The 23,257-nt window shown below is 75.3% G+C and carries 20 protein-coding genes; 12 read left to right on the top strand and 8 right to left on the bottom strand.

The annotated features are described in order from the left end of the window. Positions 1 to 64 precede the first annotated feature (64 nt). Positions 65 to 964, bottom strand: coding sequence for an alpha/beta fold hydrolase (locus ABTX81_RS21140; protein ID WP_350547926.1), 900 nt, complete (start codon positions 962 to 964; stop codon positions 65 to 67). 116 nt (positions 965 to 1,080) lie between these two features. Here ABTX81_RS21140 and ABTX81_RS21135 point away from each other — a divergent pair, with 116 nt between their 5' ends. Next, positions 1,081 to 1,515 carry a MarR family winged helix-turn-helix transcriptional regulator gene (locus ABTX81_RS21135; RefSeq protein ID WP_350548174.1) on the top strand — a complete coding sequence of 145 codons (435 nt, stop codon included), beginning with the start codon at positions 1,081 to 1,083 and terminating at the stop codon, positions 1,513 to 1,515. Between the two features lie 151 nt (positions 1,516 to 1,666). Here the strand turns inward: ABTX81_RS21135 and ABTX81_RS21130 are convergent, their stop codons facing one another. Beyond that, positions 1,667 to 2,662: a glycoside hydrolase family protein gene (locus ABTX81_RS21130; RefSeq protein WP_350547924.1), complete on the bottom strand. Its 996-nt coding sequence runs from the start codon at positions 2,660 to 2,662 to the stop codon at positions 1,667 to 1,669. Between the two features lie 263 nt (positions 2,663 to 2,925). Between ABTX81_RS21130 and ABTX81_RS21125 the strand changes: the two genes are divergently transcribed. The 8 genes from ABTX81_RS21125 (at position 2,926) to ABTX81_RS21090 (ending at position 13,185) form a co-directional block, all read left to right on the top strand. Further along, positions 2,926 to 4,524, top strand: a complete 1,599-nt coding sequence (locus ABTX81_RS21125; protein WP_350547922.1) for a DUF3604 domain-containing protein — start codon at positions 2,926 to 2,928, stop codon at positions 4,522 to 4,524. An 87-nt stretch (positions 4,525 to 4,611) separates the two neighbouring features. Further along, positions 4,612 to 5,430 carry a polysaccharide lyase family 20 protein gene (locus tag ABTX81_RS21120; protein WP_350547920.1) on the top strand — a complete coding sequence of 273 codons (819 nt, stop codon included), beginning with the start codon at positions 4,612 to 4,614 and terminating at the stop codon, positions 5,428 to 5,430. Positions 5,431 to 5,472: 42 nt separating this feature from the next. After that, positions 5,473 to 7,038: an ABC transporter substrate-binding protein gene (locus ABTX81_RS21115; protein ID WP_350547918.1), complete on the top strand. Its 1,566-nt coding sequence runs from the start codon at positions 5,473 to 5,475 to the stop codon at positions 7,036 to 7,038. 52 nt (positions 7,039 to 7,090) lie between these two features. Further along, positions 7,091 to 8,050, top strand: coding sequence for an ABC transporter permease (locus ABTX81_RS21110; protein ID WP_350547916.1), 960 nt, complete (start codon positions 7,091 to 7,093; stop codon positions 8,048 to 8,050). Continuing rightward, on the top strand, positions 8,047 to 8,931 hold the full coding sequence (locus tag ABTX81_RS21105) for an ABC transporter permease (RefSeq protein WP_350547915.1): 885 nt from the start codon (positions 8,047 to 8,049) through the stop codon (positions 8,929 to 8,931). The genes ABTX81_RS21110 and ABTX81_RS21105 overlap by 4 nt, the downstream gene beginning before the upstream one ends. After that, positions 8,928 to 10,733 (top strand): dipeptide ABC transporter ATP-binding protein, encoded by a 1,806-nt coding sequence (locus ABTX81_RS21100; protein WP_350547913.1) that lies wholly within the window; start codon positions 8,928 to 8,930, stop codon positions 10,731 to 10,733. Before ABTX81_RS21105 ends, ABTX81_RS21100 begins: the two co-directional genes overlap by 4 nt. 17 nt (positions 10,734 to 10,750) lie before the next feature. Then, a complete protein-coding gene (locus ABTX81_RS21095) occupies positions 10,751 to 12,775 on the top strand; it encodes an NHL repeat-containing protein (RefSeq protein ID WP_350547911.1) in 2,025 nt (674 codons plus the stop codon). A 59-nt stretch (positions 12,776 to 12,834) separates the two neighbouring features. Then, positions 12,835 to 13,185 (top strand): hypothetical protein, encoded by a 351-nt coding sequence (locus ABTX81_RS21090; RefSeq protein ID WP_350547909.1) that lies wholly within the window; start codon positions 12,835 to 12,837, stop codon positions 13,183 to 13,185. 158 nt (positions 13,186 to 13,343) lie between these two features. On the opposite strand, the gene ABTX81_RS21085 is transcribed toward ABTX81_RS21090, so the two are convergent. Then, positions 13,344 to 13,997: a TetR/AcrR family transcriptional regulator gene (locus ABTX81_RS21085; RefSeq protein ID WP_350547907.1), complete on the bottom strand. Its 654-nt coding sequence runs from the start codon at positions 13,995 to 13,997 to the stop codon at positions 13,344 to 13,346. 126 nt (positions 13,998 to 14,123) lie between these two features. On the opposite strand from ABTX81_RS21085, the gene ABTX81_RS21080 reads away from it, so the two are divergent. After that, on the top strand, positions 14,124 to 15,413 hold the full coding sequence (locus ABTX81_RS21080) for an MFS transporter (RefSeq protein ID WP_350547905.1): 1,290 nt from the start codon (positions 14,124 to 14,126) through the stop codon (positions 15,411 to 15,413). Between the two features lie 56 nt (positions 15,414 to 15,469). After that, positions 15,470 to 17,209: a glycoside hydrolase family 3 protein gene (locus tag ABTX81_RS21075; RefSeq protein WP_350547903.1), complete on the top strand. Its 1,740-nt coding sequence runs from the start codon at positions 15,470 to 15,472 to the stop codon at positions 17,207 to 17,209. A 60-nt stretch (positions 17,210 to 17,269) separates the two neighbouring features. Here ABTX81_RS21075 and ABTX81_RS21070 read toward each other — a convergent pair whose 3' ends face one another. Then, on the bottom strand, positions 17,270 to 18,190 hold the full coding sequence (locus ABTX81_RS21070; protein ID WP_350547902.1) for an AEC family transporter: 921 nt from the start codon (positions 18,188 to 18,190) through the stop codon (positions 17,270 to 17,272). Positions 18,191 to 18,316: 126 nt separating this feature from the next. Between ABTX81_RS21070 and ABTX81_RS21065 the strand changes: the two genes are divergently transcribed. Continuing rightward, complete coding sequence (locus ABTX81_RS21065; protein WP_350547900.1) at positions 18,317 to 18,772, top strand: HD domain-containing protein; 456 nt, start codon at positions 18,317 to 18,319, stop codon at positions 18,770 to 18,772. Between the two features lie 7 nt (positions 18,773 to 18,779). Here the strand turns inward: ABTX81_RS21065 and ABTX81_RS21060 are convergent, their stop codons facing one another. The 4 genes from ABTX81_RS21060 to ABTX81_RS21045 all read right to left on the bottom strand — a co-directional run bounded on the left by ABTX81_RS21060 (position 18,780) and on the right by ABTX81_RS21045 (position 22,953). After that, entirely contained in the window at positions 18,780 to 20,063 is a 1,284-nt protein-coding gene (locus ABTX81_RS21060) for a sulfatase family protein (RefSeq protein ID WP_350547898.1), read from the bottom strand. A gap of 1 nt (position 20,064) precedes the next feature. Beyond that, the gene (locus tag ABTX81_RS21055) at positions 20,065 to 21,090 is read right to left on the bottom strand and encodes a hydroxyacid dehydrogenase (RefSeq protein ID WP_350547896.1); all 1,026 of its coding nucleotides are present in this window, start codon (positions 21,088 to 21,090) and stop codon (positions 20,065 to 20,067) included. A gap of 68 nt (positions 21,091 to 21,158) precedes the next feature. Then, positions 21,159 to 22,379 (bottom strand): ROK family transcriptional regulator, encoded by a 1,221-nt coding sequence (locus ABTX81_RS21050; protein WP_350547894.1) that lies wholly within the window; start codon positions 22,377 to 22,379, stop codon positions 21,159 to 21,161. Positions 22,380 to 22,584: 205 nt separating this feature from the next. After that, entirely contained in the window at positions 22,585 to 22,953 is a 369-nt protein-coding gene (locus tag ABTX81_RS21045; RefSeq protein ID WP_350547892.1) for an aggregation-promoting factor C-terminal-like domain-containing protein, read from the bottom strand. Between the last annotated feature and the right edge of the window lie 304 nt (positions 22,954 to 23,257).

Here is a 23,257-nt window from a genome sequence, read left to right as displayed (position 1 = left end):
GGCGGTCGGGTGTCAGGGGCGGTCGGGTGTCAGGGGTGGTCGGACGTCGAGGGGCAGTCGCGCGTCAGGGGCGGTCGGGCGTGAGGAAGGCGGTGAGGTGGCGGTTCAGCTCGTCGGGGTGGGCCGTCAGCAGGGTGTGGTGGGAGGTGCCGGGGAGGACGGCGACCGTGGCGTCCGGGAGGGTGCGGCGGGCCTGGGCGGCCACGGTGCGGGGGTCGTGGGTGCGGGTGTGTGCGGCGAGCAGGACGAGGGTGGGGACGGTCAGCGTGCGCAGGTCGGCCGCGCTCGGCCGGGGGCCGGTGACCGGGCGGGCGGCGGGGAAGCCGGCGAACCCGAGGGCGTAGAGCTCGCGCCAGGCCGGGTCGAGGGCGGTGTCGCCGCTCTCCCAATCGAGGTGGGCGCGGGCCTTGGCGGCGGTGCGCGGGGGCACGAAGAGCGGCAGGGCGTGCAGCAGGTAGCCGGGCCGGAAGCCGGCGAAGCACTGGGTCGGGTCGAGCAGGGCGAGCCGCCGGACCCGGGTGGGGGCGTGCAGGGCGTAGCGCAGGGCGATCCACCCGCCGTAGGAGTGGCCGGCCAGGTCGGTGGCGGGCACGTCCAGGGCGTCGAGGACGGCGTCGAGCCAGCCGAGCAGGCCGGGGACGCCGCCGAGGCGTGGGCGGTCGAGGGTACTGCGGCCGGGATCGCCGATGAGGTCGACGGCGAGCACCCGGTGGCCGGCCCCGGCCAGGGCGGCGGTGGTGGCGGACCAGCAGGTGGAGGTGGCGCCGCCGCCGTGCAGCAGCACCAGCGGGCGGCCGTCGCGCGGACCGCAGGCGTTGACCCGGGTGGCGCCGTACGGGGTGGGGACGGTGAGCGCCTCGACGGGGACGGGCCAGCGGGCGAGGGCCTCGTCGTAGGCGGCGAGGAACGCGTCGAGGGCGGATCCGGGGGAGGGGGCGGGGCCGGCGGCAGGGTGTGCGGACATAGTCTTCCCCCAGGGTTTGGCGTAGTCGCTCGGTGAGCATGTATCTCGCTGAGCGAGAGAATACGTCGAGGGGGCTTCCAGGGGAAGGAGATGAGGTGGAGTCGGAGCGGACGCCGATGCGGCTGGTCCATCTGCTGCGCGGGCTGACCGTCGAACTCGACCTGTTCGGCGCCGAGTTCGCCGCACGGAACGGCCTGCACCCGACCGATCTGCGGGCGCTGATCCACTTGCTGGACGCCGCGCGGGCCGGGACGGTGGTCACGCCGGGGCGGCTCGGCGAGGCGCTGGGGCTGAACTCGGCGGGGACGACCGGGCTGGTCGACCGGCTGGAGCGGCTCGGGCTGATCCGGCGCGAGCGCGATCCGGGGGACCGCCGCAAGGTGCGGCTGCTGGTGGAGGAGCGCGCGATCGAGCTGGGCGAGGGCTTCTTCGGCGGGCTGATCGCCGACCTGGTGGCCGCGATGGGGGCGTTCGGCGAGGCGGAACTCGCGGTGGCGCAGAGGTTCCTGGAGTCGATGACCGAGGTGGTGGCCACGGCCCGGGCGGAGTGAGCGGCGGCCGGGGAGCGGTCGGTGACCGGCCGCTTCACCCGGCCGTCGCAGGCCGCGGAGCCCGTGCTCCTCCTCGCCGGTCCCGGCGCGGCGAACACCACGGGGGCGGACTTCGTCGTCGACGGGGCCTCGTGGGCCCGGTGGGCCGTTCCTACGGGCGCAGGCCCGCGAACTCGTCGAGGACGGCGACCCGCAGTTCGTGGGCGCCGTCGGGGCGGGTCTGCTCGTAGTAGAGGTACCAGCGGCCCCTCGCCGCGACCACGTCGGCGTAGCGGACGTCCAGCCAGGGGCCGTCCGGGGTGAGGCGGTGCCAGTGGCGCAGGTCGGTGGAGGTGGCCAGGCCGCAGCGCTCCTCGTAGTTGCCGGCCGCGTCGGCCGAGCCGTCGTAGAGGGCGAGCCAGCCGCCGGAGCCGTCGGGCAGGACGGCGGTGATCCGTGACTCGTAGGCGTCCCAGGCGCCGGGCGGGCCGACGTCGAGGACCTCGGCGGCGCGGCCGGGCGGCGCGGTGAACCGCAGGCCGTCCGGGGAGGCGGCGAGCGCGGTGGGCTGGACGGTCAGGCCGGTGGTGTGGATGTCGGCGGTGGCGTGGGCGCGGGCCCGTTCCCCGGCGGTGAAGGCGCGGGAGCGCGAGACGGTGGCGAACAGCCGGACGCCGCCGTCGTGTTCGAGCAGGTAGGGGTCCTTGACGCCCTCGGTGCCGGTGCCGGCGGCGGTGAGGACCGGGGCGCGGGTGGCGAGGTCGAAGGCCTCGGGGGTGTCGGCGCGGAGGGCGTCGATCCGCCAGCGCCGGTCGGCGGGGTCGACGTAGCTGAGGTGGAGCAGGTAGCCGCCGTCGCGGCGGAGCAGGGCGAAGCGCTCCATGGAGGGCGAGCCGAGGTCGGCGCGCTCCACCGACCAGAGGTCGTGGAACTCCACGCCGTCCCGGCTCTCGGCCACCGCGCAGCGCCAGCCGCGGTCCCGGCCGTCGGCCGTGGGGTCGGTGTCGCGCGGGCGGCGTTCTCGGTAGGTGAGCAGGAAGCGGTCGCGGTCGGGCTCGTAGCGCACGCCGGGGCAGCCGGCCCAGTAGCCGGGCTCGGGGCGTTCGGGGGCGCGGACCAGGGCGGAGCCGGAGAGGTCGGGCGCGGCGGGCGGGGTGGTGATCGGCATCGGCGGCGGGTCGTCCTCACGGATAGCGGGGAGGGATCTCCGGCACTTTCTATCAGATCGATAGAAAGTGGCGGGAGGGGGTGACGGAGGAGGAGATGGGGTGGGTCAGGGAAGCAAGCGGCCTGTCACATGGCGTGATTCTGTGAATCGCATGTTTCCTCCTGTGGCGATCGGGCAACGCCGACCGGCCCGCCCTTGACCCTCCTCTGAAGATCGGGAAAGACTTCTTCTCAGAGTCGATCAAACAGAGGAAGCCCGATCCGATGACAGCCCCCACCACCGACGCACCCGGCTACGGCGGTCTCGGCCTCTACGTCGGCGACCTCCACAACCACTGCGGGATCAGCTACGGCCACGGCCCGATCGAGGACGCCTACGCCAACGCCCGCCTCCAGCTCGACTTCGCCAGCGTCACCGGCCACGGCTGGTGGCACGATCTGCCCGAGCGCACCCCGGAGCTGGCCGGCCTGGTCGACTACCACACCGAGGGCTTCGCCCGGCTCGCCGACCGCTGGGAGCACGTCCAGGAGGTCACCGCCGCCGCCCACCAGGACGGCCGCTTCGTCACCTTCCAGTCCTTCGAGTGGCACAGCCTCGCGTACGGCGACCACTGCGTGTACTTCGACGGCCCGCGCGGCGAGATCATCCGCGCCGCCGACCTGGAGGGACTGCGCGCCCGGCTGCGCGCGCTGGCCGCCGAGGGCGTGCGCACCTGGGCGCTCCCGCACCACATCGGGTACGGCACCGGGCGACGCGGCATCAACTGGGCCGCTTACACCGAGGAGTTCGCCCCGGTGGTGGAGATGATGTCGATGCACGGCTGCGCCGAGTCCGACGAGGCGCCGCGCGACTACCTGCACACCATGGGGCCGCGCGACACCACCGGCACCGCCGTGCACGGGCTCTGGCTCGGCCACCGGTTCGGGCTGATCGGCTCCACCGACCACCACAGCGCCTTCCCCGGCAGCCACGGACACGGCCGGCTCGCCGTCTGGGCACCGGAGTTGACCCGGACGGCGATCTGGGACGCGGTCCGGGCGCGCCGCACCTACGCGCTCACCGGTGACCGCATCCTGCTCGCGACCTCGGTCAACGGCGTGCCGATGGGCGGCGAGGCGCCGTCCGCCGACCGCCGCCGGATCCGGGTCACCGTGCACGGCCGGGACGCCCTCGACCACGTCGAGGTGGTCCGCAACGGCGCGCCGATCCACCGGCTCTCCCGGCCCGAACTCCTCGCCGCCGCGGGCGAGGAGCGGGGCTTCGACGGCACGCTCGGCTTCGCCGTCGGCTGGGGGCGGCGCGACACGGCCGTGCGCTGGGACGTCACGCTGCGCGTCGAGGGCGGTGAACTGCGCGATGTGCAGCCCCGGTTGCGCGGTTCCGAGACGGTGGCGCCGGCCGCGGCCGAGCTCGCCACCTACCGGCCGTCCGACTGGTGGCGCACCGGCCCGGGCGAGCTGCGGCTGCGGACCGTGACCGAGGGCAATCCGAACACCGTGACCGACGCCACCCAGGGCTTTTCGCTGGCCGTCGCCGGCGACGACCGGACCAGGCTGACGGCGGTCGTCAACGGGGTCGAAGCCTCCTACCGGGTCGGCGAGTTGCGGCAGGGGCCGCGCACCGGCTTCCTCGGCGGCTTCGTCTCCGGCGCCTATCGCTTCGACCGGGCGGTGCCCGGGCGGGAGCTCTCCGCCGAGCTCGACCTGGTCGACGAACGGCCGGGCGGAGACGGGGGCGGGGACGGCGACTTCTACCACGTGCGGGTCCGGCAGCTGAACGACCAGTGGGCCTGGTCGAGTCCGACCTGGGTGGGCCGCGCGGGAGGCGGCGGACCGGCGGACTCCTGTCGACGGGCCGGCTGACGCCAGGCACCCGTCGTCGGCCGGCCGCCCAGGTCACCGCCCACCGCCCACCGCCCACCGTTCCAGCGAACCCGTAGGAGCACCACCATGTCCGTCCCCACCTCCGCGCGCCGCGCCGCCGGCGTCGCGCTGGCCGCCGCCCTGCTGACCGGCACCCTCGCCGCCCCGGCGGCCGTCGCGAGCACCACGGCGAGCGCGGCCACGAGCACCACCACGAGCGCGAGCACCACCACGAGCGGAACCGTCTTCGCCGACGACTTCGAGTCCGGCACCGTCGCCAACTGGACCCGTCAGCGCGTCGACGGCAACGGCTCGATCACCGTCACCGGCGCCCCCGCCGGCGGCTCGGGTCTCGCCGCCCGGTTCAGCGTCCCCAACGACGGCGTGTCCTACCGCTCCGAGGTGGCCGTGAACGCCCTCGGCTGGGGCGGCTACCGCTTCGCCCTCGCCGACTACCTGCCCGCCGACTGGGTGCAGACCTCCACCGAGACCATTGTCGCCCAGTGGCACGGCTACCCGCTCTCCGACGGCAGCGACACCAAGCCGCCGATCGCGCTCACCGTCAAGGACGGCAACTGGCGCCTCAAGGTGCACTGGCTGACCGGCCCGACGACCGTCGCCGAGGCGGTGATCCCGCTCGGCACCGTGCAGTTCGGGCACTGGAACCAGTGGGCGTTCGACATCACCTGGTCCACCGGCAGCACGCCCGGCTCGATCACCGTGTACCGCGACGGCGTCCAGGTCGGCGCGCACAGCGGGCTCAACAACTACCACCAGAACCAGGCCCCCTACTTCAAGACCGGGATCTACCGCGCCAACTGGAACCCCGCCAAGGGCATCCCGTACCCGACCGGCGGCCCCGACGTGGTGCTCTACAGCGACAGCGTCGTCGTCACCCAGCTCTGACCCGGCCGTTCCCGTCCCCGACCACCAAGAGGTAGCAGCACCATGAGCGAAGCGGCCCGTCACCCCGGCCTGCCCCGACGAGGCTTCCTCGGCCTGAGCGCCGGAGCGGCCCTGCTGGCGGCGGGCTGCCGCTCGGCCACCGACCCGGACGCGGGCGCCGCCCCCGGCGGCGGCGCCGCGGCGTCCGCGCCCGACCTGCAGATCGTCTACGGCAGCGCGCCCGACCCGACCCAGCTGCTCCACCGCGGCCCGGACACCCCGGCGTTCGTCAACCTCGTGCTGGACCGGCTGGTCGACCTCGACCCGGCGACCCTCCGGCCGGTGCCCTGGCTGGCCACCTCCTGGGAGTGGAGCGCCGACCGGCTGAAGCTGGTGCTCAAGCTGCGCGAGGACGTCACCTTCCACGACGGGCGCGCGCTCGAAGCGGACGACGTGGTCTTCTCACTGGCCGGCGCCGCCAAGACCTCCCAGGTCAAACCGCTGCTGGAACGCCTGGCCGACATCAGGGCCAGCGCCCGCAACGAGGTCACCCTCACCCTCGCCAAACCCACCAGCAACCTGTTCGACGCCCTCGCCTTCAACCCGGTGGTGGACGCGCGCACCTACGTCGAGGGGCGGGCGAGCGAGACCGTCAACGGCACCGGCCCGTTCAGCTGGCAGTCCTTCAAGGGCGGCAACCAGCTCGACCTGGCGCGCCACGAGCGGTACTGGCAGAGCGGGCGCCCGCGCTTCGAGCGGATCACCGTCCGCTCGGTGACCAGCAGCCAGGCCGCGCTCTCCGCCCTGCAGTCCGGGCAGGGGCACCTGATCGGCGCCGTCCCCGGGCGCGACCTCAAGGTGCTGGCCGGCAACCCCGGCTTCACCGTGCAGTCCGCCAAGGCCTCCTACCAGCAGGCGTTCCTCGGCGTGAACGTCGCCTCCAAGCCCTTCGACGACCTGCGGGTCCGCCAGGCGCTGCAGTACGCGGTGGACCGCGAGCGGATCGTCGCCCAGGTCTACGGCGGCCACGCCGAGGCGAGCAGCCTGCCCTGGCCGTCCCACACCCCCGGCGTCACCCCGGACCAGGTCACCCGCTACCGGCACGACCCGGAGAAGGCGCGCGGGCTGCTGCGCGAGGCCGGCGCGGAGGGCGCCCGGGTGCCGCTCACCGCCGCCAACTCGCCGGTCTTCAGCTCGCTGGTCGAGCTGGTGAAGTACGACCTGGAGCAGGCCGGGTTCGGCGTCGACGTGCAGCTGCTGGACAACGCCGCCCTCCAGCCGAAGATCCAGCAGGGCACGCTGGAGGGCCTGTTCGTGGCCAACCACGGCATGGTCAGCGTCTCGCCGCTCAGCGGGATCACCGTCTCCGGGCCGCTGCAGGTCGGCCGGAACACCTCGCACGTCACCGACCCGGCCTACGCCGAGCTCCAGGCGCGTGCCTTCGCGGCCGCCGACGAGCAGGCCCGGGCCGACGTCAACCACGAGCTGTCCGAGTACCTGCTCGCGCAGTCCTTCCACATCACCCTGGCGCACGCCTGGGAGACCTACGCCTTCGCCTCCTCGGTGCGGGACGTGTCCACCAGCGCGCTCGGCTACCTGAAGCTGACCGACACCCGCCGGGACGCCTGAGCCGCCCGCCCGCCGGCCGCCCCGCCGACCCGCCCACCCCCGGAGAACCCCCGTGCCGTACTGGACCAGAAAGGCCGCCGGAGCCCTGGCCACCCTCTGGCTCGCCTCGGTCGCCGTCTTCCTGCTGCTCCGCCTGGCCCCCGGCGACCCGGTCTCCGCCGCGCTCGGCGCCGAGGCCGACCAGGAGCAGCGCGACCACCTCGGCCGCCAGCTCGGGGTGGACCGGCCGCTGCCCGTCCAGTACCTCGGCTGGCTGCGCGGGCTGCTCGGCGGCGACCCCGGTCTCTCCTTCCACTACCGCGAGCCGGTCACCCGGATGATCGGCCAGAGCCTCGGCTCCACCCTCCAACTCGCCCTCGCCGCAGGCCTGCTGATGCTGGTGCTCGGCCTGCTGCTGGGCGCGGCGCTGGCCGCCGAGCGGCGCGGCCGGCTGGCCCGGGCGCTGGACCCGCTCACCACCGCCGTGCTCGCCCTGCCGGTGTACGTCACGGCGGTGCTGTTCGTCTTCGTCTTCGCCGTGCTGCTGCGCGTGCTGCCGGCCGGCGGCGAGCGGGACCTGTTCACCGCGCCCGACCTGGCCGTGCAGTACCTGGCGCTGCCCGCCGTGGCGCTCGCCCTGCCCGGCTCGGTGGTGCTCGCCCGGCTGCTCGCCACCGAGCTGCGGCGTACCCGCCAGGAGGAGTTCGTGCTCACCGCGATCGCCAAGGGCGCCCCGCCCCGGCGGATCCTGCTGCGGCACGTGCTGCCCAACAGCCTGGCGCCGTTCTGCGTCGAGTTCGGGCTCAACCTGGGCGAGCTGCTCGGCGGGGCCGTCGTGGCCGAGCAGCTGTTCGCCCGGCACGGCCTCGGACAGCTGCTGCTCGACGCGATCAACCAGCGGGACTACCCCGTCGCCCAGACCCTGATCATGCTCGCGGTCGCGGTGGCCGTCACCGTGCAGCTCGGCTCCGAGCTGCTGGTCGGCCGGCTGGACCCGAGGATCGCCCGCGCCGGCGCCGGGGAGGGCCGATGAGCACCGACCCGCTGAGCACCGGACCCCTGAGCACCACCGCCGCCGTCCCCGGGAGCCGGCGCCGCGCCGGCCGGGCGGCCCTGCCCGCCGTGCTGCGCGGCCGGCGCGGCCGGACCGGGGCGGTCCTGGTCGCCCTGGTGGTGCTGCTCGGGCTGCTCGGCCCGCTGCTGCTCCCCGCCGACCCCTACCAGCAGGGCCGCGAGGCGCTGGCCGGGCCGTCCTGGTCCCATCCGCTCGGCACCGACGAGGTCGGCCGCGACCTGCTGGCCCGCGCGCTGTACGGGATCCGGATCGAGCTGCTGGTCTGCCTGCTGGCCGTCCCCGCCGCCGCCGTGCTCGGCACCCTGCTCGGGCTGCTCGGCGGGCTGAACCGGCTGCTCGGCGAGGCCGTCCAGCGCCTGTTCGACCTGCTGCTCGGCTTCCACGGGCTGCTGCTGGGCCTGGCCATCGCGCTGATCGTGCGCCCCGGCCTCGGCAGCGTCGTCGTCACCGTCGTGCTCAGCGCGCTGCCCGCGTTCGGCCGGCAGGCCCGCGCCGCGCTGCTCGCCCAGCTCGCCCGCGACCACGTGGTGGCCGCCCGGGTGCTCGGCGTGCCACGCGCCCGCACCCTGCGCCGGTACGTGCTGCCCAACGTCACCGACGCCGCCACCGCGCTCCTGGCCGTGGCGATGGCGCACGCCGCCAAGATCGAGGGCGGCCTGAGCGTGCTCGGCTTCGGCATCCAGCCGCCCACCCCCTCGCTCGGCACAATGATCAACACCGGCAGCAAGTACCTCTTCCTGCACCCGGGTTACGCCCTCGCGCCGGTGCTGCTGCTGGGCCTGCTGGTCTTCGGCCTGACCCTGCTCGCCGACTCGTTCAACCGGGAGAAGCTGCGGTGACCGTGCCGACGACCCACGCCCCGACGGCCCTGGCGACCGTGCCGCCGCTGCTGGAGGTGGCCGGACTGCGGGTCACCGCCGGGCTCCACGAGGTGGTCCACGGCGTGGACTTCACCCTCCGCCCCGGCGAGATCCTCGGCCTGGTCGGCGAGTCCGGATCCGGCAAGACGCTCACCGCGCTCGCCGTCGACCGGATGCTCCCGCCCGGCTGCCGCACCACCGCCGGCAGCGTCCGGCTGGACGGCACCGACCTGCTCGCCCTCCCCGAACCCGCCGTGCGCGCCGTCCGGGGCCGGCGGATCGGGATGGTCTTCCAGGACCCGCTCGCGTACCTCAACCCCCGGACGCCGATCGGCCGCCAACTCGCCGAGGCCGCCCTGGTGCACGGCGCGAGCCGGGCCGAGGCCCGCGCCCGCGCGCTCGAACTCCTCGACCTGGTCGGCATCCCCGAGCCGGCCCGCCGCTACCGCGACCGCCCGCACGAGTTCTCCGGCGGCATGCGCCAGCGCGTGCTGATCGCCATGGCGATGGCCAACCGGCCCGACCTGCTGATCGCCGACGAGCCCACCACCGCCCTCGACCCCACCACCCAGGCCGGCATCCTCGACCTGCTGGTGCGGCTGCGCGACGAGACCGGCACCGCCGTGCTGCTGATCACCCACGACCTCGGCGTGGTCGCCCGGACCTGCGACACCGTCCAGGTCATGTACGCCGGCCGGATCGCCGAACGCGCCCCGGTGAAGCGGCTGTCGGAGCATCCGCGGCACCGGTACACGGCCGGGCTGCTGGCCGCCGTGCCCCGGCTGGACGGCCCGCGCGGGCTGCCGCTCGCCGTGATCGGCGGCCGCCCGCCCGCCGCCGGGGAGCCGCTGCCGGGCTGCGCGTTCGCGCCGCGCTGCGCCGCCGCGACGGAGCGGTGCGAGCGGGAGGCGCCCGGGTGGGTGACGGAGCCCTCGGCGAGGGGGGAGCACGGATTCGCCTGCCACCTGCCGGTGCCGGCGGGGGAGGAGCCGCCGGCCCCGGCGGCCGCCGAGGAACCCGCCGCGCCGCGGGGCACCGCCGAGCCGGTGCTGGTCGCCGAGGACCTCACCGTCCGCTACGGGCGCCGGGGCGCGCCCGCGCTCGACGGCGTCGGCCTGACCGCCGGGCCGGGGCGGGCGGTCGGGGTGATCGGCGAGTCCGGTTCCGGCAAGTCCACGCTGGCCCGCGCCCTGCTCGGGCTGCTGCGCCCGCAGTCCGGCACCGTCCGGGTCGGCGGCCGGTCCTGGGAGCGGGTCGGTGCCGCCGAGGAGCGCGCGCTGCGCCGCCGGGTCCAGTTCGTCTTCCAGGACCCGTACGCCTCGCTCAGCCCCCGGATGACCGTCCGCGAGGCGCTCGCCGAGCCCCTGCTCGCCCATGGGCTGTCGCTCGGACGCATCGAGGAGTTGATCGGACTCGTCGGTCTCCCGGCCGAGTCGCTGGACGCCCTGCCGCACCGGCTGTCCGGCGGACAGCGCCAGCGGGTGGCGATCGCCCGGGCGCTCGCCGTCGGCCCGGAGGTGCTGGTGGCCGACGAGCCGACCTCCGCGCTGGACGTCTCCGTGCAGGCGCAGATCCTCAACCTGCTGCTCGACCTGCGCCGCCGCACCGGCATCGGCCTGGTGTTCATCTCGCACGACCTCGCGCTGGTCCGCCACCTCTGCGACGAGGTGCTGGTGATGCGGCACGGCCGGGTGGTCGAACAGGCCCCCGCCGAGCGGCTGTTCAGCGCGCCCGAGCACCCGTACACCCGCGAGCTGCTGGCCGCCGCCGGGCAGCACTGAACCCTTCGAGGACCACCATGACGCCGACCGCCCGCCCGTCCCGCCGCCGACTCCTGCTCGGTGCGGGCTCCTTGACCGCCGCCCTGACCGGCCTGGCCGGCCTGGGAAGCGGGGCCGCCGCGGCCGCGCCGCGCCGCCCCTCCGGCACCCCCGAGGTGACCGGACTCGGCCCGGGCAACGCCGACTTCCCGCTGATGAGCGCCACCCTGATCGGCGAGACGCTGTGGATCGGCTCGCGCAACCTGGCCCCGGCCAAGGTGGTCGGCCACCACCTGCCGACCGGCCGGGTCACCGCCACCGCCGTCCTGCCGACCGGCAACTTCGTCCAGGGTTCGGCCGCCCACGAGGGCGCGCTGTACCTCGGGGTGACGGACGCGCCGAAGGCCGTCAACCTCTACCGCTTCGACCCGGCCGACGGCGGCGTGCGCGGTCTGGCCAACGTGCCCGGCGCGGACGTCCGGGACGTCGCGGTCGCCCCCGACGGCGTGGTGTTCGCCACCGGCCGGCAGAAGGGCCGGGCGGCCGGCCCCGGCCTGTACGCCTACGACCCGGCGACCGGCGTGCTCGCCGAGGTGGCCTCGCCCGCGCCCGGCGCCACCCAGGGCCGGGCCGTCGAGGCCACCGCCACCCACGCCTACCTCGGCGTCGGCAGCAACCTGGCGGGCGGCGGCGGGGCCACCCTGGCCTCGCTGTTCGCGGTCGAGCGGGCCACCGGCGAGGTCACCGACATCACCCCGCCCGAGCTGGCGGCCGACACCATCGTGCGCCAGATCACCGCCCTCGGCGAGGACCTGCTCGCCGTCTCCACCGAGGGCAGGCCCGCACATGTCGCCCTGCTGGACCCGGCCACCCATGCGGTGCTGCGCTCGTTCCCGGTGCCCGGCACCAAGAGCGTCACCAACTTCCAACGCCTGGGCGACACCGTCTGGTTCACCTCCACCGAGCACGGCACGGTCTGGCGCTACCGGCTCGGCGCGGAGGCTCCGGAGGCCTTCGCGGTGCCCGTCCCGGACGGCAACTCCTGGGGGCTCGGCCGGATCGGCGACACCCTGGCCGGCGTCACCGAGGGCGGGACCGCCTGGACCCTCTCCACCGCGACCGGCGCCGTCACCACCACCGACCTGGTGGCCGCCGGCGCGCCCGCCGAGGCCCAGCTCGGGATGTCGGTGGCGGCCCGGTACGGCCGGGTGTACGTCGGCGGCAACGGCTCGGTCGCCCTGCACGACCTCGGCGCCGGAACGGTGCGCAAGCTCCCGGTGCCCGGCGAGGCCAAGGACACCGTGGTCCTCGACGACGGCACCCTCTACCTGGGCGTCTACTCCTCGCAGGGCATCTGGCGGTACCGGCCGGGCGTCGACGAGGTACCGGTCCAGGAGGCGAAGCTGCCGCAGGACCAGAACCGCCCGCAGACCGTCCGCTGGGACGAGGAGCACCGCCTGCTGCTGCTCGGCGTGCAGGCCGACACCACCGGGGGCGGCTCGTTCGTCACCTACCGGCCCGGCAGCGGGCGGCCCACCGTGCACGTCGACCCGCTCGGGCCGGAGCAGCTGGTGCGCGCGGTGGCGGCCGGGCACGGCCAGGCGTTCCTCGGCGGCGACAACGCCAGGGCCACCGGCCCGCGCGGCGACCTGGCCGCCTGGGACCCGGTGGCCGGGCGTGAACTCTGGCGCACCGCCACCGACTTCGGCTCGGGCGTCAGCAGCCTGGCGGTGCACGGGCACCGGCTGTTCGGGATCACGGTGAACGGGCAGGCCTTCGCCGCCGACCTGCGCACCGCCCGGCGGGGCCGCGCCCCGGAGATCGGCACCAGGGCCGACCTGCGGGCGATCACCTCGGCCAACCCCCGCCTGCTGGTGGCCCGCGGCCGGCTCTACGGCATCAGCGAGAGGACGCTGTTCCGGCTGGATCCGGTGACGCTGGCCGCCACCGTGCTCGTCCAGGTGGACGCCGAGTGGTACAGCGGCGCCCGGCTGGCGGCCGACGAGGACGGCGTGCTGTACACCCTGCGCGGCCGGGAGCTGATCGCCGTCCGGGAACGCTGAGGCGGGCGGGCGCCCGGAGCCACTGGGCCGCGGGCACGGGGGAGTCGAGGGGGGGCTGGGTGCGCCGCGCGGTCATCGTCTTCGTGGCGACGTCCGTGGCGGTGCTGCCGGTACTGCTGGTGTCGACCGCCCGGCGACCGGTGCAGCCGGAAGGCAGCTCCGCCGGGCCCCCGGAGGCGCAGAGCGCCGGGATGGACCTCGGCACGGCCGCGACGATCAGCGCGGTGGCCGGCCCGGCGACCTCGGTCGGGATCAGCGCGTCCAGGATCATCGGCGCCGTCGCCGAGCTGACCCGCAGCCGCGCCGACCTCGCCCGCGCCCGCCGGGAGGGGGAGGCCGGCGCACCCGCGACGGCCCCCGCCCCCGCCCCCGGCGCCGGACCGGACCCCGTGCCGGGGCAGGACGCCTGACGGCCGCCGCCGGAGCGCGGCGGAGAAGCGCGCCGCACCGCAGCAGCGGCCCGCCGGGCAGGACCGGGACCACGCGCCCGACGGGCGGTCGGCCGGCTGGGGGGCGCTCCGGGGGCGGCTGACGGGACGTCCGGGCCGCCGCCCCGCCGCCCCCGCCGTCAGCCGGCGGCCGGCGTGAGCGCGTCGAAGGCGGCCGCGCCAGGCTCGGTGAGCAGCGCGAGCAAGGCCGCCCGCACATGGCGGGCCATGTCCACGGAGCGGTCGAAGAGCCACTGTGCCTGGAGCCCGTCCATCAGCGCGGTGAGCCGCACGGCGGCCTCCTCCGGATCCACGTCGTCGCGCAGGTGCCCGGCCTCGCGGGCCGCGCGCAGGGCGTGGGCGGTGCCGCGCCGGATGCGCTCGTAGCGGTCGGCGAAGTAGGCGTGGGCGGGGTGCTCCGGGTCGGAGGCCTCGCCGGAGAGCCGGACGAACAGTTCGATGAGCCCGGGGACGAGTTCGTTGTGCCCGGCCAGGTCCACCATCCCGCGCAGCACGCCGAGGCCGCCGCCGAGCCGGGTGTACGGCTGGAAGCGCTCCCGGTCGAGGCGGTCGCGGTCCTCCAGCACGGCCAGGAGCAGCGCGTCCTTGTCGGGGAAGTAGCGCAGCAGGCCGGCCCGGGAGATGTCGCAGGCGGCGGCGAGGTCGAGGATCGTCACGGCCCGGAAACCGCGTTGGGCGAAGTGCTCGGCGGCGGTCTGGATGATCGCGGCCCGGCGGGCGCGGCCCTTGGCGTAGCCGCCGGTCGCCGTGGCCCCGGCTCCTGAGGAGGTCATGGGGGGACGGTATCAGGGTTGCTTGACAGAAAGCTACACCTGTGTAGCAATTGGCCCCACGCCGCGCCTCCCGCAACCGCGGCCGGTCCGCCCCGTCGTTGTGGCTGGTCTCCAAGGAGCTCCCCCATGCTCGAATCCCCACCCCTGCCTGCGGCGGCCCCCGCGCCGCAGGCACCGCACGGTTTCGTGCGAAGACTGGCTCTCGGCCAGTTCGGCATGTACCTGGCCGTGCTCGCCCCCACCATGGGCGGTCTGTCGGTCAAGATCCAGGATCTGGTCGGCCTGGACGACGCCCCCGCCCAGCTCGGGCTGGTGACGGGGACCGGCGCCCTGTTCGCGCTGGTCGGCCAGCCCCTCGCCGGCCGCCTCTCCGACCGCTGCACCTCCCGCTTCGGGATGCGCCGGCCGTTCCTGATCGGCGGCGTCGCGGTGATGGCGGCGGCGCTGGTCGCCTGCGCCCTCGCCCCCAACGTTCCGGTCCTGCTGATCGCCTGGTGCGCCGCCCAGGGCGCCGGCAACGTCGCCTTCGCCGCCGCCGGCGCGACCGTCGCCGACCACGTGCCCGAGGAACGGCGCGGCAGCGTGTCCGGCATCGTCGGCGCGGTCACCCCGATCGGCATCATGGTCGGCGCGGTCCTGCTCTCCGTGCTGCCGGGCGACCTCCTGCGGTTCGCCGTGCCGGCCGCCGTCGCCGTCGTCCTCGGCTTCTGGTTCGCCGCCCGGCTGCCCGACCGGGTCCGCACGGCCGCGCCGGACGAACCGCTGAACCTGCGCAGCCTCCTGCTCTCCTTCGTCTTCGACCCGCGCAAGCACCCGGACTTCGGCTGGGCCTGGCTGAGCAAGTTCCTCATCATGCTCGGCTACGGCGCCCTGGCCGGCTATCTGACCCTGTTCCTGGCCGCGGAGTTCGGCATGGACGACACCGACGAGCAGCTGCGCTTCAACGCCCTGGCCAACGGCCTGAACGTGGCCACCCTGGTCGTCGCCAGCGTCGTCGGCGGCGTGCTGTCCGACCGCGTCGGGCGCCGCAAGCCGTTCGTGATGGGTGGCGGCCTGCTGATGGCGGCCGTGCTCGCCGGGGTGACCGTCACCCCGTTCCTGGGCGACGCCGGCCTGGGGACCCTGCTGGTCCTGGAAGCGGTCCTGGGCATCGGCGCCGGCCTGTTCTTCGCCGTCGACAACGCGCTCGCCATCAGCCTGCTGCCCAGCCGGGACGACACGGCCAAGGACCTCGGCGTGCTCAACATCGCCAACACCCTGCCGAGTTCGCTCTCGCCGTTCCTGGCCGGCGTGGTCGTCATCCCCGTCGGCAACGCCCTGCTCGGCGGCGCCGGCTACTCCCTCTGGTTCGGACTCGCCGCCGTGTTCTGCCTGGCCGGAGCGCTTCTGGTGGCCAGGATCAGAAGCGCGGCCTGACCGCGCCCGCCCCGAGACCCCCCGATTCCCCCTGCACCACCGAGAAAGGCCCCGCCATGAGCACCGACGCCCGCTTCCCCTACCAGGACCCGACGCTGACCGTCGACCAGCGCGTCGAGGACCTGCTGAGCCGGCTGCCGCTGGAGGACAAGGCCGGCCTGATGTTCCACCCGCTGGGCAACACGGCCGCCCTCGACGAGCCCGGCCTGTTCGGCATGCCGTCCATGGCGACCTTCCTGGAGCGGCGCATCAACCACTTCAACATCCTCTGGACGAGCAGCGCGCGGGACCTCGCCGCCTGGCACAACCACCTCCAGCGGACCGTCCTGGAGCGGCCGCTGGGCATCCCGGTCACCATCTCCAGCGACCCGCGCCACTCCTTCACCGACAACCCCGCCACCGCGCTGATGGCCGGCCCGTTCTCGCAGTGGCCCGAGCCGCTCGGCTTCGCCGCCGTCGGCTCGCCCGAGCTGGTGCGCCGCTGGGCGGACACGGTGCGCCGCGAGTACCTGGCCGTCGGCATCCGGGTCGCGCTGCACCCGCAGATCGACCTCGCCACCGAGCCGCGCTGGGCGCGCATCAGCACCACCTTCGGCGAGGACGCCGACCTCACCTCCGAGCTGGCCGTCGCCTATGTGCGCGGGCTCCAGGGCGAGGAGGTCGGGGCGGAGTCGGTCTCGGCGATGGCCAAGCACTTCCCGGGCGGCGGCCCGCAGCTGAACGGCGAGGACCCGCACTTCCCCTACGGGCGCGAGCAGGTCTACCCGGGCGACAACTTCGACTACCACCTCAAGCCGTTCAAGGCCGTCATCGACGCCGGCGTGGCCCAGATGATGCCCTACTACGGCATGCCGGTCGGCACCGGGCACGAGGAGGTCGGCTTCGGCTTCAACAAGGGGATCATCACCGACCTGCTGCGCCGGCGGCTCGGCTACGACGGCATCGTCTGCACCGACTGGGCCATCCTCGCCGACAAGTGCTGGGGCGTGGAGGAGCTCAGCTACGAGGAGCGCATGCTCAAGTCGCTGGCGGCCGGGGTGGACCAGTTCGGCGGCGAGTTCCGCCCGCAGGTGCTGGTGGACCTGGTCAGGGGCGGGAAGGTGACCGAGCAGCGCGTCGACGACTCGGCGCGCCGGCTGCTGCGCGAGAAGTTCCGGCTCGGCCTGTTCGACCGCCCGTACCTGGACGAGGCCGCCGCCGACGCGCTGGTGGGCGCCGCCGAGGCGCGTGCCGAGGGCCTGGCGGCGCAGGCGGCCGCGTCCGTCCTGCTGACCAACGCCGCCGGGGGCCCGGCCCGGCTGCCGCTCGCCCCGGGCGGCCTCAAGGTCTACGCGGAGGGCCTGTCGGCCGAGGCGCTGGGCGAGCGCGCGACGCTCGTCGCGACGCCGGAGGAGGCGGACGTGGCGGTGCTGCGGCTGGTGGCGCCGTTCGAGCCGCGCGGGGAGGCCGGCTCCCTGGAGTCCTTCTTCCGCGCGGGCTCGCTGGACTTCCCGGCGGAGGAGACCGAGCGCGTGCGGCGGATCTGCGACGCGGTGCCGACGGTCATCGACGTCTACCTGGACCGGCCGGCGATCCTGACCGGGCTCGCCGGGTGCGCCGCCTCGCTGACGGTCAACTTCGGCGCGGCGGAGAGCGCGTTCGTGAAGGTGCTGTTCGGCGAGGAGCGGCCGCAGGGCTCGCTGCCGTTCGACCTGCCCTCCTCGATGGCGGCCGTCGAGGCGAGCCGCTCGGACGTGCCGTTCGACACCGCCGACCCGCTGTTCCGCTTCGGGCACGGCCTGCGCTACGAGGGCTGATCCCGCCGCCCGTCCGGCCCGCCGCCTCCCCGGCGGCGGGCCGGACGTCGTCCTCCGCCGTCAGCCGAGGGCCCAGCCGACCAGGGAGAGGGTGGCCATCGACACCAGCGTCGAGGCCAGCACCGTGTCCCGGGCGAAGGCGGCGCCGTGGTCGTACTCCCGGGCGTAGGTGAACACGTTCTGCGCCGTCGGCAGCGCCGAGAACAGCACCACGGTGAGCAGCTGGTGCGGCGGCAGGTCGAGCACCAGCGCGCCGACCGCCCAGGCCGCCAGCGGCTGGACGACGGTCTTCAGCGCGACCGCCGTCCCGACCTCCAGGTAGCGGGAGGCACCGCTGACGGCGGGCGGGTGGCGGAGCGAGAGACCGAGGGCGACCAGGGCGGTCGGCACGGCCGCGCCGCCGAGCAGTTCGCAGGAACGGTGCAGCTCGGCGGGCAGCCGCCACCCGGTCGCCGACACCACGGTGCCCAGCCCCACCGCCAGCAGGATCGGGTTGCGCAGCGGCAGCGTGAGTGCCGCCCGCAGGCCGGCGCGCCCGGAGTCCAGCACGGTCAGCACCGCCGGGGTGACCAGCAGGATCTGGAACAGCACCACCGGGCCGACGAAGGAGGCGTCGCCGAGCACCTGGGTGGCCACCGGGATGCCCAGATTGGCCGAGTTGACGTACCCGGCCGCCATGCCGCCGAGCGTCCGCTCCGGCAGGCCGCGCCCGAACAGCCGGTGCGCGGCGAGCAGTCCGAGCCCGCCCGCCACCACCGTGCTCGCGGTGAACGCGAGCATCGAGGCGTTGGCGAACCGGTCCAGCGGAGTGCGGCCGATCAGCAGGAACAGCGCGGCGGGCATGGCCGCGTGGAAGACGAACCGGTTCAGCACCTGCTCGGCGTGCTCGCCGAGCAGCCCGCCGCGGCCGAGCAGATAGCCGATGCCGGTCAGCGCCCAGACCGGGGCGAAACCGGACAGCAGCGGGTGCAGGCTCGGCATGGCTTCCTCGGCGCGCTCGTCGGTGCGGGGGCTCGGACGGAACGCCGGAAGTCAATCAGGTGTGCGAACGGCTGCCGAGGGCAGGCCCCCGCGCGGGCCGGGGGAGCCGGTGCCTAGGATGGCGGGGTGGAGAACCTGAGCCTGGCCGAGGTCGAGCGGATCGCCCGGAACGCGCACGCGGGGCAGACCGACAAGAACGGCCACCCCTACACCGAGCACCTGGCGGCGGTCGCCCACGGCGTGGCGGCGCGCGGCGGCAGCGAGGAGCAGATCGCGGCCGGCTGGCTGCACGACGCCGTCGAGGACGACGCGCTGACCCGTGAGTGGCTGGCCGGCGCCGCGCTCAGCGACGCCACCAAGGCCATCGTGGACGCGCTCACCAAGCGGCCCGGCGAGCCGCTGGAGGAGTACACCGCGCGCATCCTGGCCACCCCCGGCGCCCTCGTCGTCAAGCAGGCCGACCTCGCGCACAACGCCGACCCGGCCCGGCTGGCGAGCCTGGACCCGGCCACCGCCGAGCGCCTGGCCGCCAAGTACCGCCGCACCCGTGAACTGCTCGGCCTGGCGACCGAATCCGACTGACGCACCATCAGCTCTTCTGGGTGGCCGGCAGGAAGCGCGCGAACGGGTCGCCGGAACGGGCGCAGTGCTCGGCGAGCAGCGCGCGGAACCGGTCGAGCAGCACCGAATGCCGGGCGTCCACCGCGAGGTTGACCATCTCGCCCGGATCCGCGGCGAGGTCGAAGAGCTGCTCGCGGTGGTCCCCCCAGGCGTAGCAGACGTACTTGTGCCGCTCGTCGCGGATCATCCGGCCGAGGGCGTTGTCGAGCCCGGGCAGCTCCCAGCGGGTCTCCGCCACCACGGTCCCGCGCGGCTCCGGCGCGCGCACGCTGCGCCCGCGCAGGCCGGGCGGGGCGGGGATCCCGGCGAGGTCGCAGAGGGTCGGGAGCAGGTCCGGGCCGGTGGACACCAGCCGGTCGCTGACCGTGCCGGGCGTGCTGCCGGGCCCGCTGACCAGGAACGGGACCCGCACCGACTCCTCGAACAGCGCCCACTTCTGGTTCCACCCGTGCGCGCCGGCGCCGTCGCCGTGGTCGGAGGTGAACACCACGACGGTCTCCCGGCCGGTCCGGCGCCGGTGCTCGCGCAGCCCGGCCAGCACGGTGCCGAGGTGCGCGTCCACCCGTTCGACCAGCGCGTAGTACGCCTGCCGGTAGCGCCGCCAGTCGTCCTCGCGCCACTCGGCGGTGGGGTGGGTGTGCGCCCAGGCCCGCTGCGCGAGCCGGGGGAGCCGGGCCTCGTACGGCGCGGGCGGGAAGTTGGCGGGCAGCGGCGGACACGACGCGACGGGCGGCGGTGCGGGCAGCGGGCCGGTCTTCGGCTGCTGGCCGCGCGCCCACTCGCAGATGCCGTGCGGCTCCAGGAAGGAGAGCACCAGCAGGAACGGCCGCGGGCGCGGGCGGTGGAGGAAGGCGGCGGCGGCGCGGGCGAGTCCGGCGTCGTCCCCGGCCGGGTGGATGCGGCGGAAGCCGCGGCCCTGGGGCAGGTCGAGTTCGGGCAGGTGCCACTTGCCGCCGTAGGCGCAGTCGTACCCGGCCTCGGCGAACACCCGGCCCAGCAGGGGTTCGGGGGCCGGGTCGGGGGCCTCGTTGCCGGTGACGCCGAGGGCGCTGGGCAGTTGCCCGGTGAGCAGGCTGGCCCGGGAGGGCGCGCAGAGCGGCTGGGCGCAGTACGCCTGCCGGTAGCGGGTGCCGGTGGCGGCAAGCGCGTCCATGTGCGGGGTGGCGAGGGAGGGGTTCCCGGCGGCGCCCATCGCGTCGGCGGTCTGCTGGTCGGTCAGGACGACCAGCACGTCCGGCGGTCGGTCGGTCACGTCAGGCCATCCGTTCGTAGGCGCGGCGATCCAGGGCCCAGCGGAGCGGTTCGCCCCGGGTCCAGCGCTCGAACTCGCCGGTCACCAGGTCGCCGAGGCGCCGCCGCTCCAGGGCCTGGCTGCCGGCCAGGTGCGGGGTGACCACGACGTTCGGCAGGGTGAACAACGGCGAGCCGGGCAGCGGCGGTTCGGGGTCGGTGACGTCCAGCACCGCGAACAGGTCGGGCCGTTCGGCGAGCACGTCGAGCAGGGCCGGCTCGTCGAGGACGGCGCCGCGCGCGGTGTTCAGGAGGGTCGCGCCGGGCTTCATCGAGGCGAGCAGGCGCCGGCCGACGATGCCCCGGGTCTCGGGGACGAGCGGGGTGTGGACGCTCACCACGTCGGCGGTGGCGAAGAGTTCGTCCATGCCGACCGCCCGCACCCCGGGCGGCGGGGCGGCGTACGGGTCGTGGGCGATCACCCGCAGGTCGTAGCCGCGCAGCCGCTCGCAGACCAGCCGCCCGGTGGCGCCCAGCGAGAGCACGCCGACGGTGGCGCCGTACGCGCCGGGGGCCCGGCCGACCCGGACGGGTGCGCGGGCGGCGCGGGCGGCGAGCACGTGCCGCCAGCCGTCCTTGAGCGCGTAGACGATCTGCGCGACGGCGAACTCGGCGACCGGCACGGCGTTGGCGTGGGCGGCGGTGACGATCGGGATACCGGCCGCCCAGAACTCCTCGGTGACGATCCGGCGCACCGACCCGGCCGCGTACAGCACCAGGGCCAGCCGGGGCATCCGGGCCAGCGCCGCCGCGTCGAGCACGGGTCCGCCCCAGCCGGTGCACAGCACCTCGACCTCGCGCAGGGCGTCCGGCGCGGCGGCCAGCCGCTCAGGCCCCCAGACCCCGCCGGGGGCGGCCGGGTCCTCGACGAGCGCGGCCCGGGCGTGCACCCGGGCGCGGGCCCCGGGGCCGTAGACGTCGGGGAACCGGACCGGGTCCATGGCGAAGGCGGCCGCGAACATCCGGGTCTCCTCTGGTCGAATGGCCACCAGGAGTTTCTATCACATTGAGAAATAGTCGGGCCGGGACGGTCGGGCGCTCCGGGCGCTCCGGGCGCTCAGCGCGTGATGAAGGTGGCCCCGTCGATCAGCCGGACGGCGGCCGCGGCCGCGCCCACCAGCTCGGTGGTGGTCGAGTGCACCACCACCAGCCGCGGCAGCACCGGTACCCGGCCCTGCAGCCGGGACTCGATCGCGGGCAGCATCTCGCCGCCGCTCTCCCAGAGCAGCCGCCCGCCCAGCGCGACCAGCTCGGGGCCGAGCACGCTGGTCAGATTGGCCACCAGCAGGGCCAGGTCGTCGGTGAACTCGTCCACCAGCCGGACCGCCGCCGGCACGCCCTCGCGGGCCAGCCGGTACAGTTCGGCGACCCGCTCGGCGGACGTCCCCGAGACGGTCAGCCCGGCCTCGGCGATCCGCCGGTCGACGGCGTGGTCGCCGATCCGGGCCAGGGTGTCGCCGGTGCGGCCCAGCGGGCGGTCCAGCGCCCGGCGGTCGCCCATCAGGTGCCCCAGCGCGCCCGCCGACCCCAGCCGGCCCCGGTGCAGCCGGCCGCCCAGCACGATGCCGGCGCCGACCTCGATCCCGACCACCACCGCGGCCAGGTCGCCCACCCCGGCGGCCTCCTCGCTCTGCTGGACGGCCAGCGCGACCAGGTCCACATTGCTCTCGACCGCCACCGGCACGCCCAGCCGCTCCTGGAGCAGGGTGCGCAGCCGCAGCCCGGGCCAGTCCAGCGCGGGGGCGAACTCCACCAGCCCGGTCCGGTCCCGGACCACCCCGGGCACCCCGACCACCAGCGCGCGCGGCGCGCCCGCGTGCCGTCCGGCCCACGCCCGCAGCCCGTCGACCAGCGCCAGCAGCGGTCCGGTGAGGTCCTCGGCGGACGGCTCGCGCCCGCGCTCCGGCCCGAGGCCCGCCGCCCAGTGGTGCTCGGCCTCGTGCAGCACGGTGCCGTGCAGGTCGGCGACCACCCCGACGATCCGGCGCGGGCGCATCGCCACCGCGAGCACCGTCTGCGCCCCGGCGTTGTAGCGGATGAGCTGCGGCGGCCGGCCGCCGCTGGACGGCGCCCGCTCGGCCTCGACCACCACCAGCCCGGCCGTCCGCAGCACCTCGACCAGCCGGTGCACGGTCGCCGTCGACAGCCCGCTCTCGGCGGCCAGCCGCTGCCGGGACAGCGAGCCGTGCCGGCGCAGCACCTCCAGCAGCACGGTCTGGTTGACCTGCGCCACGGTCTGGGTGGTGGCGGTCGCCGGGGTGCGGGGGGACTTGGGCACCGGGTGCTCCTCGGTCGGGGCCGGGCGGGACTTCGTCTCGGCCCGAATATATCCGAGCCCCCTGGCCCGGCCGGCCCGGGAACGCCCGAAGGCCCGGCCGCGCGGATTGCGCGCGGCCGGGCCGTGGGTCACCCCGGTGGTCCCTGTCCGACCCCGGGGTGAGGGGGGACAGATGGTCCGGAAGCGGTTGTGCCTCCTGGTCGGCTCAGTACCAGTGGTGGGTCTGCCAGAACGCCCAGGCGTTGTTCGGGCTGCCGTAGCGGTCGTTCATGTAGTCCAGCGCCCAGCGGATCTGGGTGGTGGGGTTGGTCTTCCAGTCGGCGCCGTGCGTCGCCATCTTCGAACCCGGCAGCGCCTGCGCCAGGCCGTACGCACCCGAGGACGGGTTGACCGCGGTCACGTTCCAGCTGGACTCGTGGGCGATGATCTGGCTGAACGAGGCGAGCTGGTTCGCCGGCACGATCTGCGCGGCGATGGTCTGCGGCGTCGCGGCGGAGGCGGTGGCGGGCACCAGGCCGGCACCGAGGGCGGTCACAGCGGCGGCGCCGGCGAGAACGGCGGCGGAGGTACGCATACGAAGCTTGAAAGCGGGCATGAAGAACAAGACCTCAATCAGGTTGGGCCGGCGTTCGCCCCGCCCGGACCGTGGCCGGACAGGGGCCGAAACGGTCGCGGGGCGTACGCCGGACAGTCGTTGTGAAGAGCCGCGCTCCGGTGGGACAGGTACCGGGTGCGGCTGGCGACGAGACCAATTGTTGCCAGACGGGTTTGCCCGCTGCCAAGACCCCTCCGCTACGACGCCCCGTCGTAGCGATGCCGTGCGCCGTCGATTCGAAGGCCCCTCGCCGGGGCCGCTGACCTGCGGTGTCACCACCCCC

Origin of the sequence: Kitasatospora sp. NPDC097605 (assembly GCF_040302725.1) — a bacterium.
Taxonomy (GTDB): Bacteria; Actinomycetota; Actinomycetes; order Streptomycetales; family Streptomycetaceae; genus Kitasatospora.
Note: the sequence above shows the minus strand (reverse complement) of the source record. Positions and strands in the feature narration are given on the sequence as shown.

Excerpts from the sequence above, each read along its gene's own strand:
- ABTX81_RS21140 (WP_350547926.1), bottom strand. The coding sequence starts at position 964 with ATGTCCGCACACCCTGCCGCCGGCCCCGCCCCCTCCCCCGGATCCGCC.
- ABTX81_RS21135 (WP_350548174.1), top strand. The coding sequence starts at position 1,081 with ATGCGGCTGGTCCATCTGCTGCGCGGGCTGACCGTCGAACTCGACCTG.
- ABTX81_RS21130 (WP_350547924.1), bottom strand. The coding sequence starts at position 2,662 with ATGCCGATCACCACCCCGCCCGCCGCGCCCGACCTCTCCGGCTCCGCC.
- ABTX81_RS21125 (WP_350547922.1), top strand. The coding sequence starts at position 2,926 with ATGACAGCCCCCACCACCGACGCACCCGGCTACGGCGGTCTCGGCCTC.
- ABTX81_RS21120 (WP_350547920.1), top strand. The coding sequence starts at position 4,612 with ATGTCCGTCCCCACCTCCGCGCGCCGCGCCGCCGGCGTCGCGCTGGCC.
- ABTX81_RS21115 (WP_350547918.1), top strand. The coding sequence starts at position 5,473 with ATGAGCGAAGCGGCCCGTCACCCCGGCCTGCCCCGACGAGGCTTCCTC.
- ABTX81_RS21105 (WP_350547915.1), top strand. The coding sequence starts at position 8,047 with ATGAGCACCGACCCGCTGAGCACCGGACCCCTGAGCACCACCGCCGCC.
- ABTX81_RS21095 (WP_350547911.1), top strand. The coding sequence starts at position 10,751 with ATGACGCCGACCGCCCGCCCGTCCCGCCGCCGACTCCTGCTCGGTGCG.
- ABTX81_RS21085 (WP_350547907.1), bottom strand. The coding sequence starts at position 13,997 with ATGACCTCCTCAGGAGCCGGGGCCACGGCGACCGGCGGCTACGCCAAG.
- ABTX81_RS21080 (WP_350547905.1), top strand. The coding sequence starts at position 14,124 with ATGCTCGAATCCCCACCCCTGCCTGCGGCGGCCCCCGCGCCGCAGGCA.
- ABTX81_RS21075 (WP_350547903.1), top strand. The coding sequence starts at position 15,470 with ATGAGCACCGACGCCCGCTTCCCCTACCAGGACCCGACGCTGACCGTC.
- ABTX81_RS21070 (WP_350547902.1), bottom strand. The coding sequence starts at position 18,190 with ATGCCGAGCCTGCACCCGCTGCTGTCCGGTTTCGCCCCGGTCTGGGCG.
- ABTX81_RS21045 (WP_350547892.1), bottom strand. The coding sequence starts at position 22,953 with ATGCGTACCTCCGCCGCCGTTCTCGCCGGCGCCGCCGCTGTGACCGCC.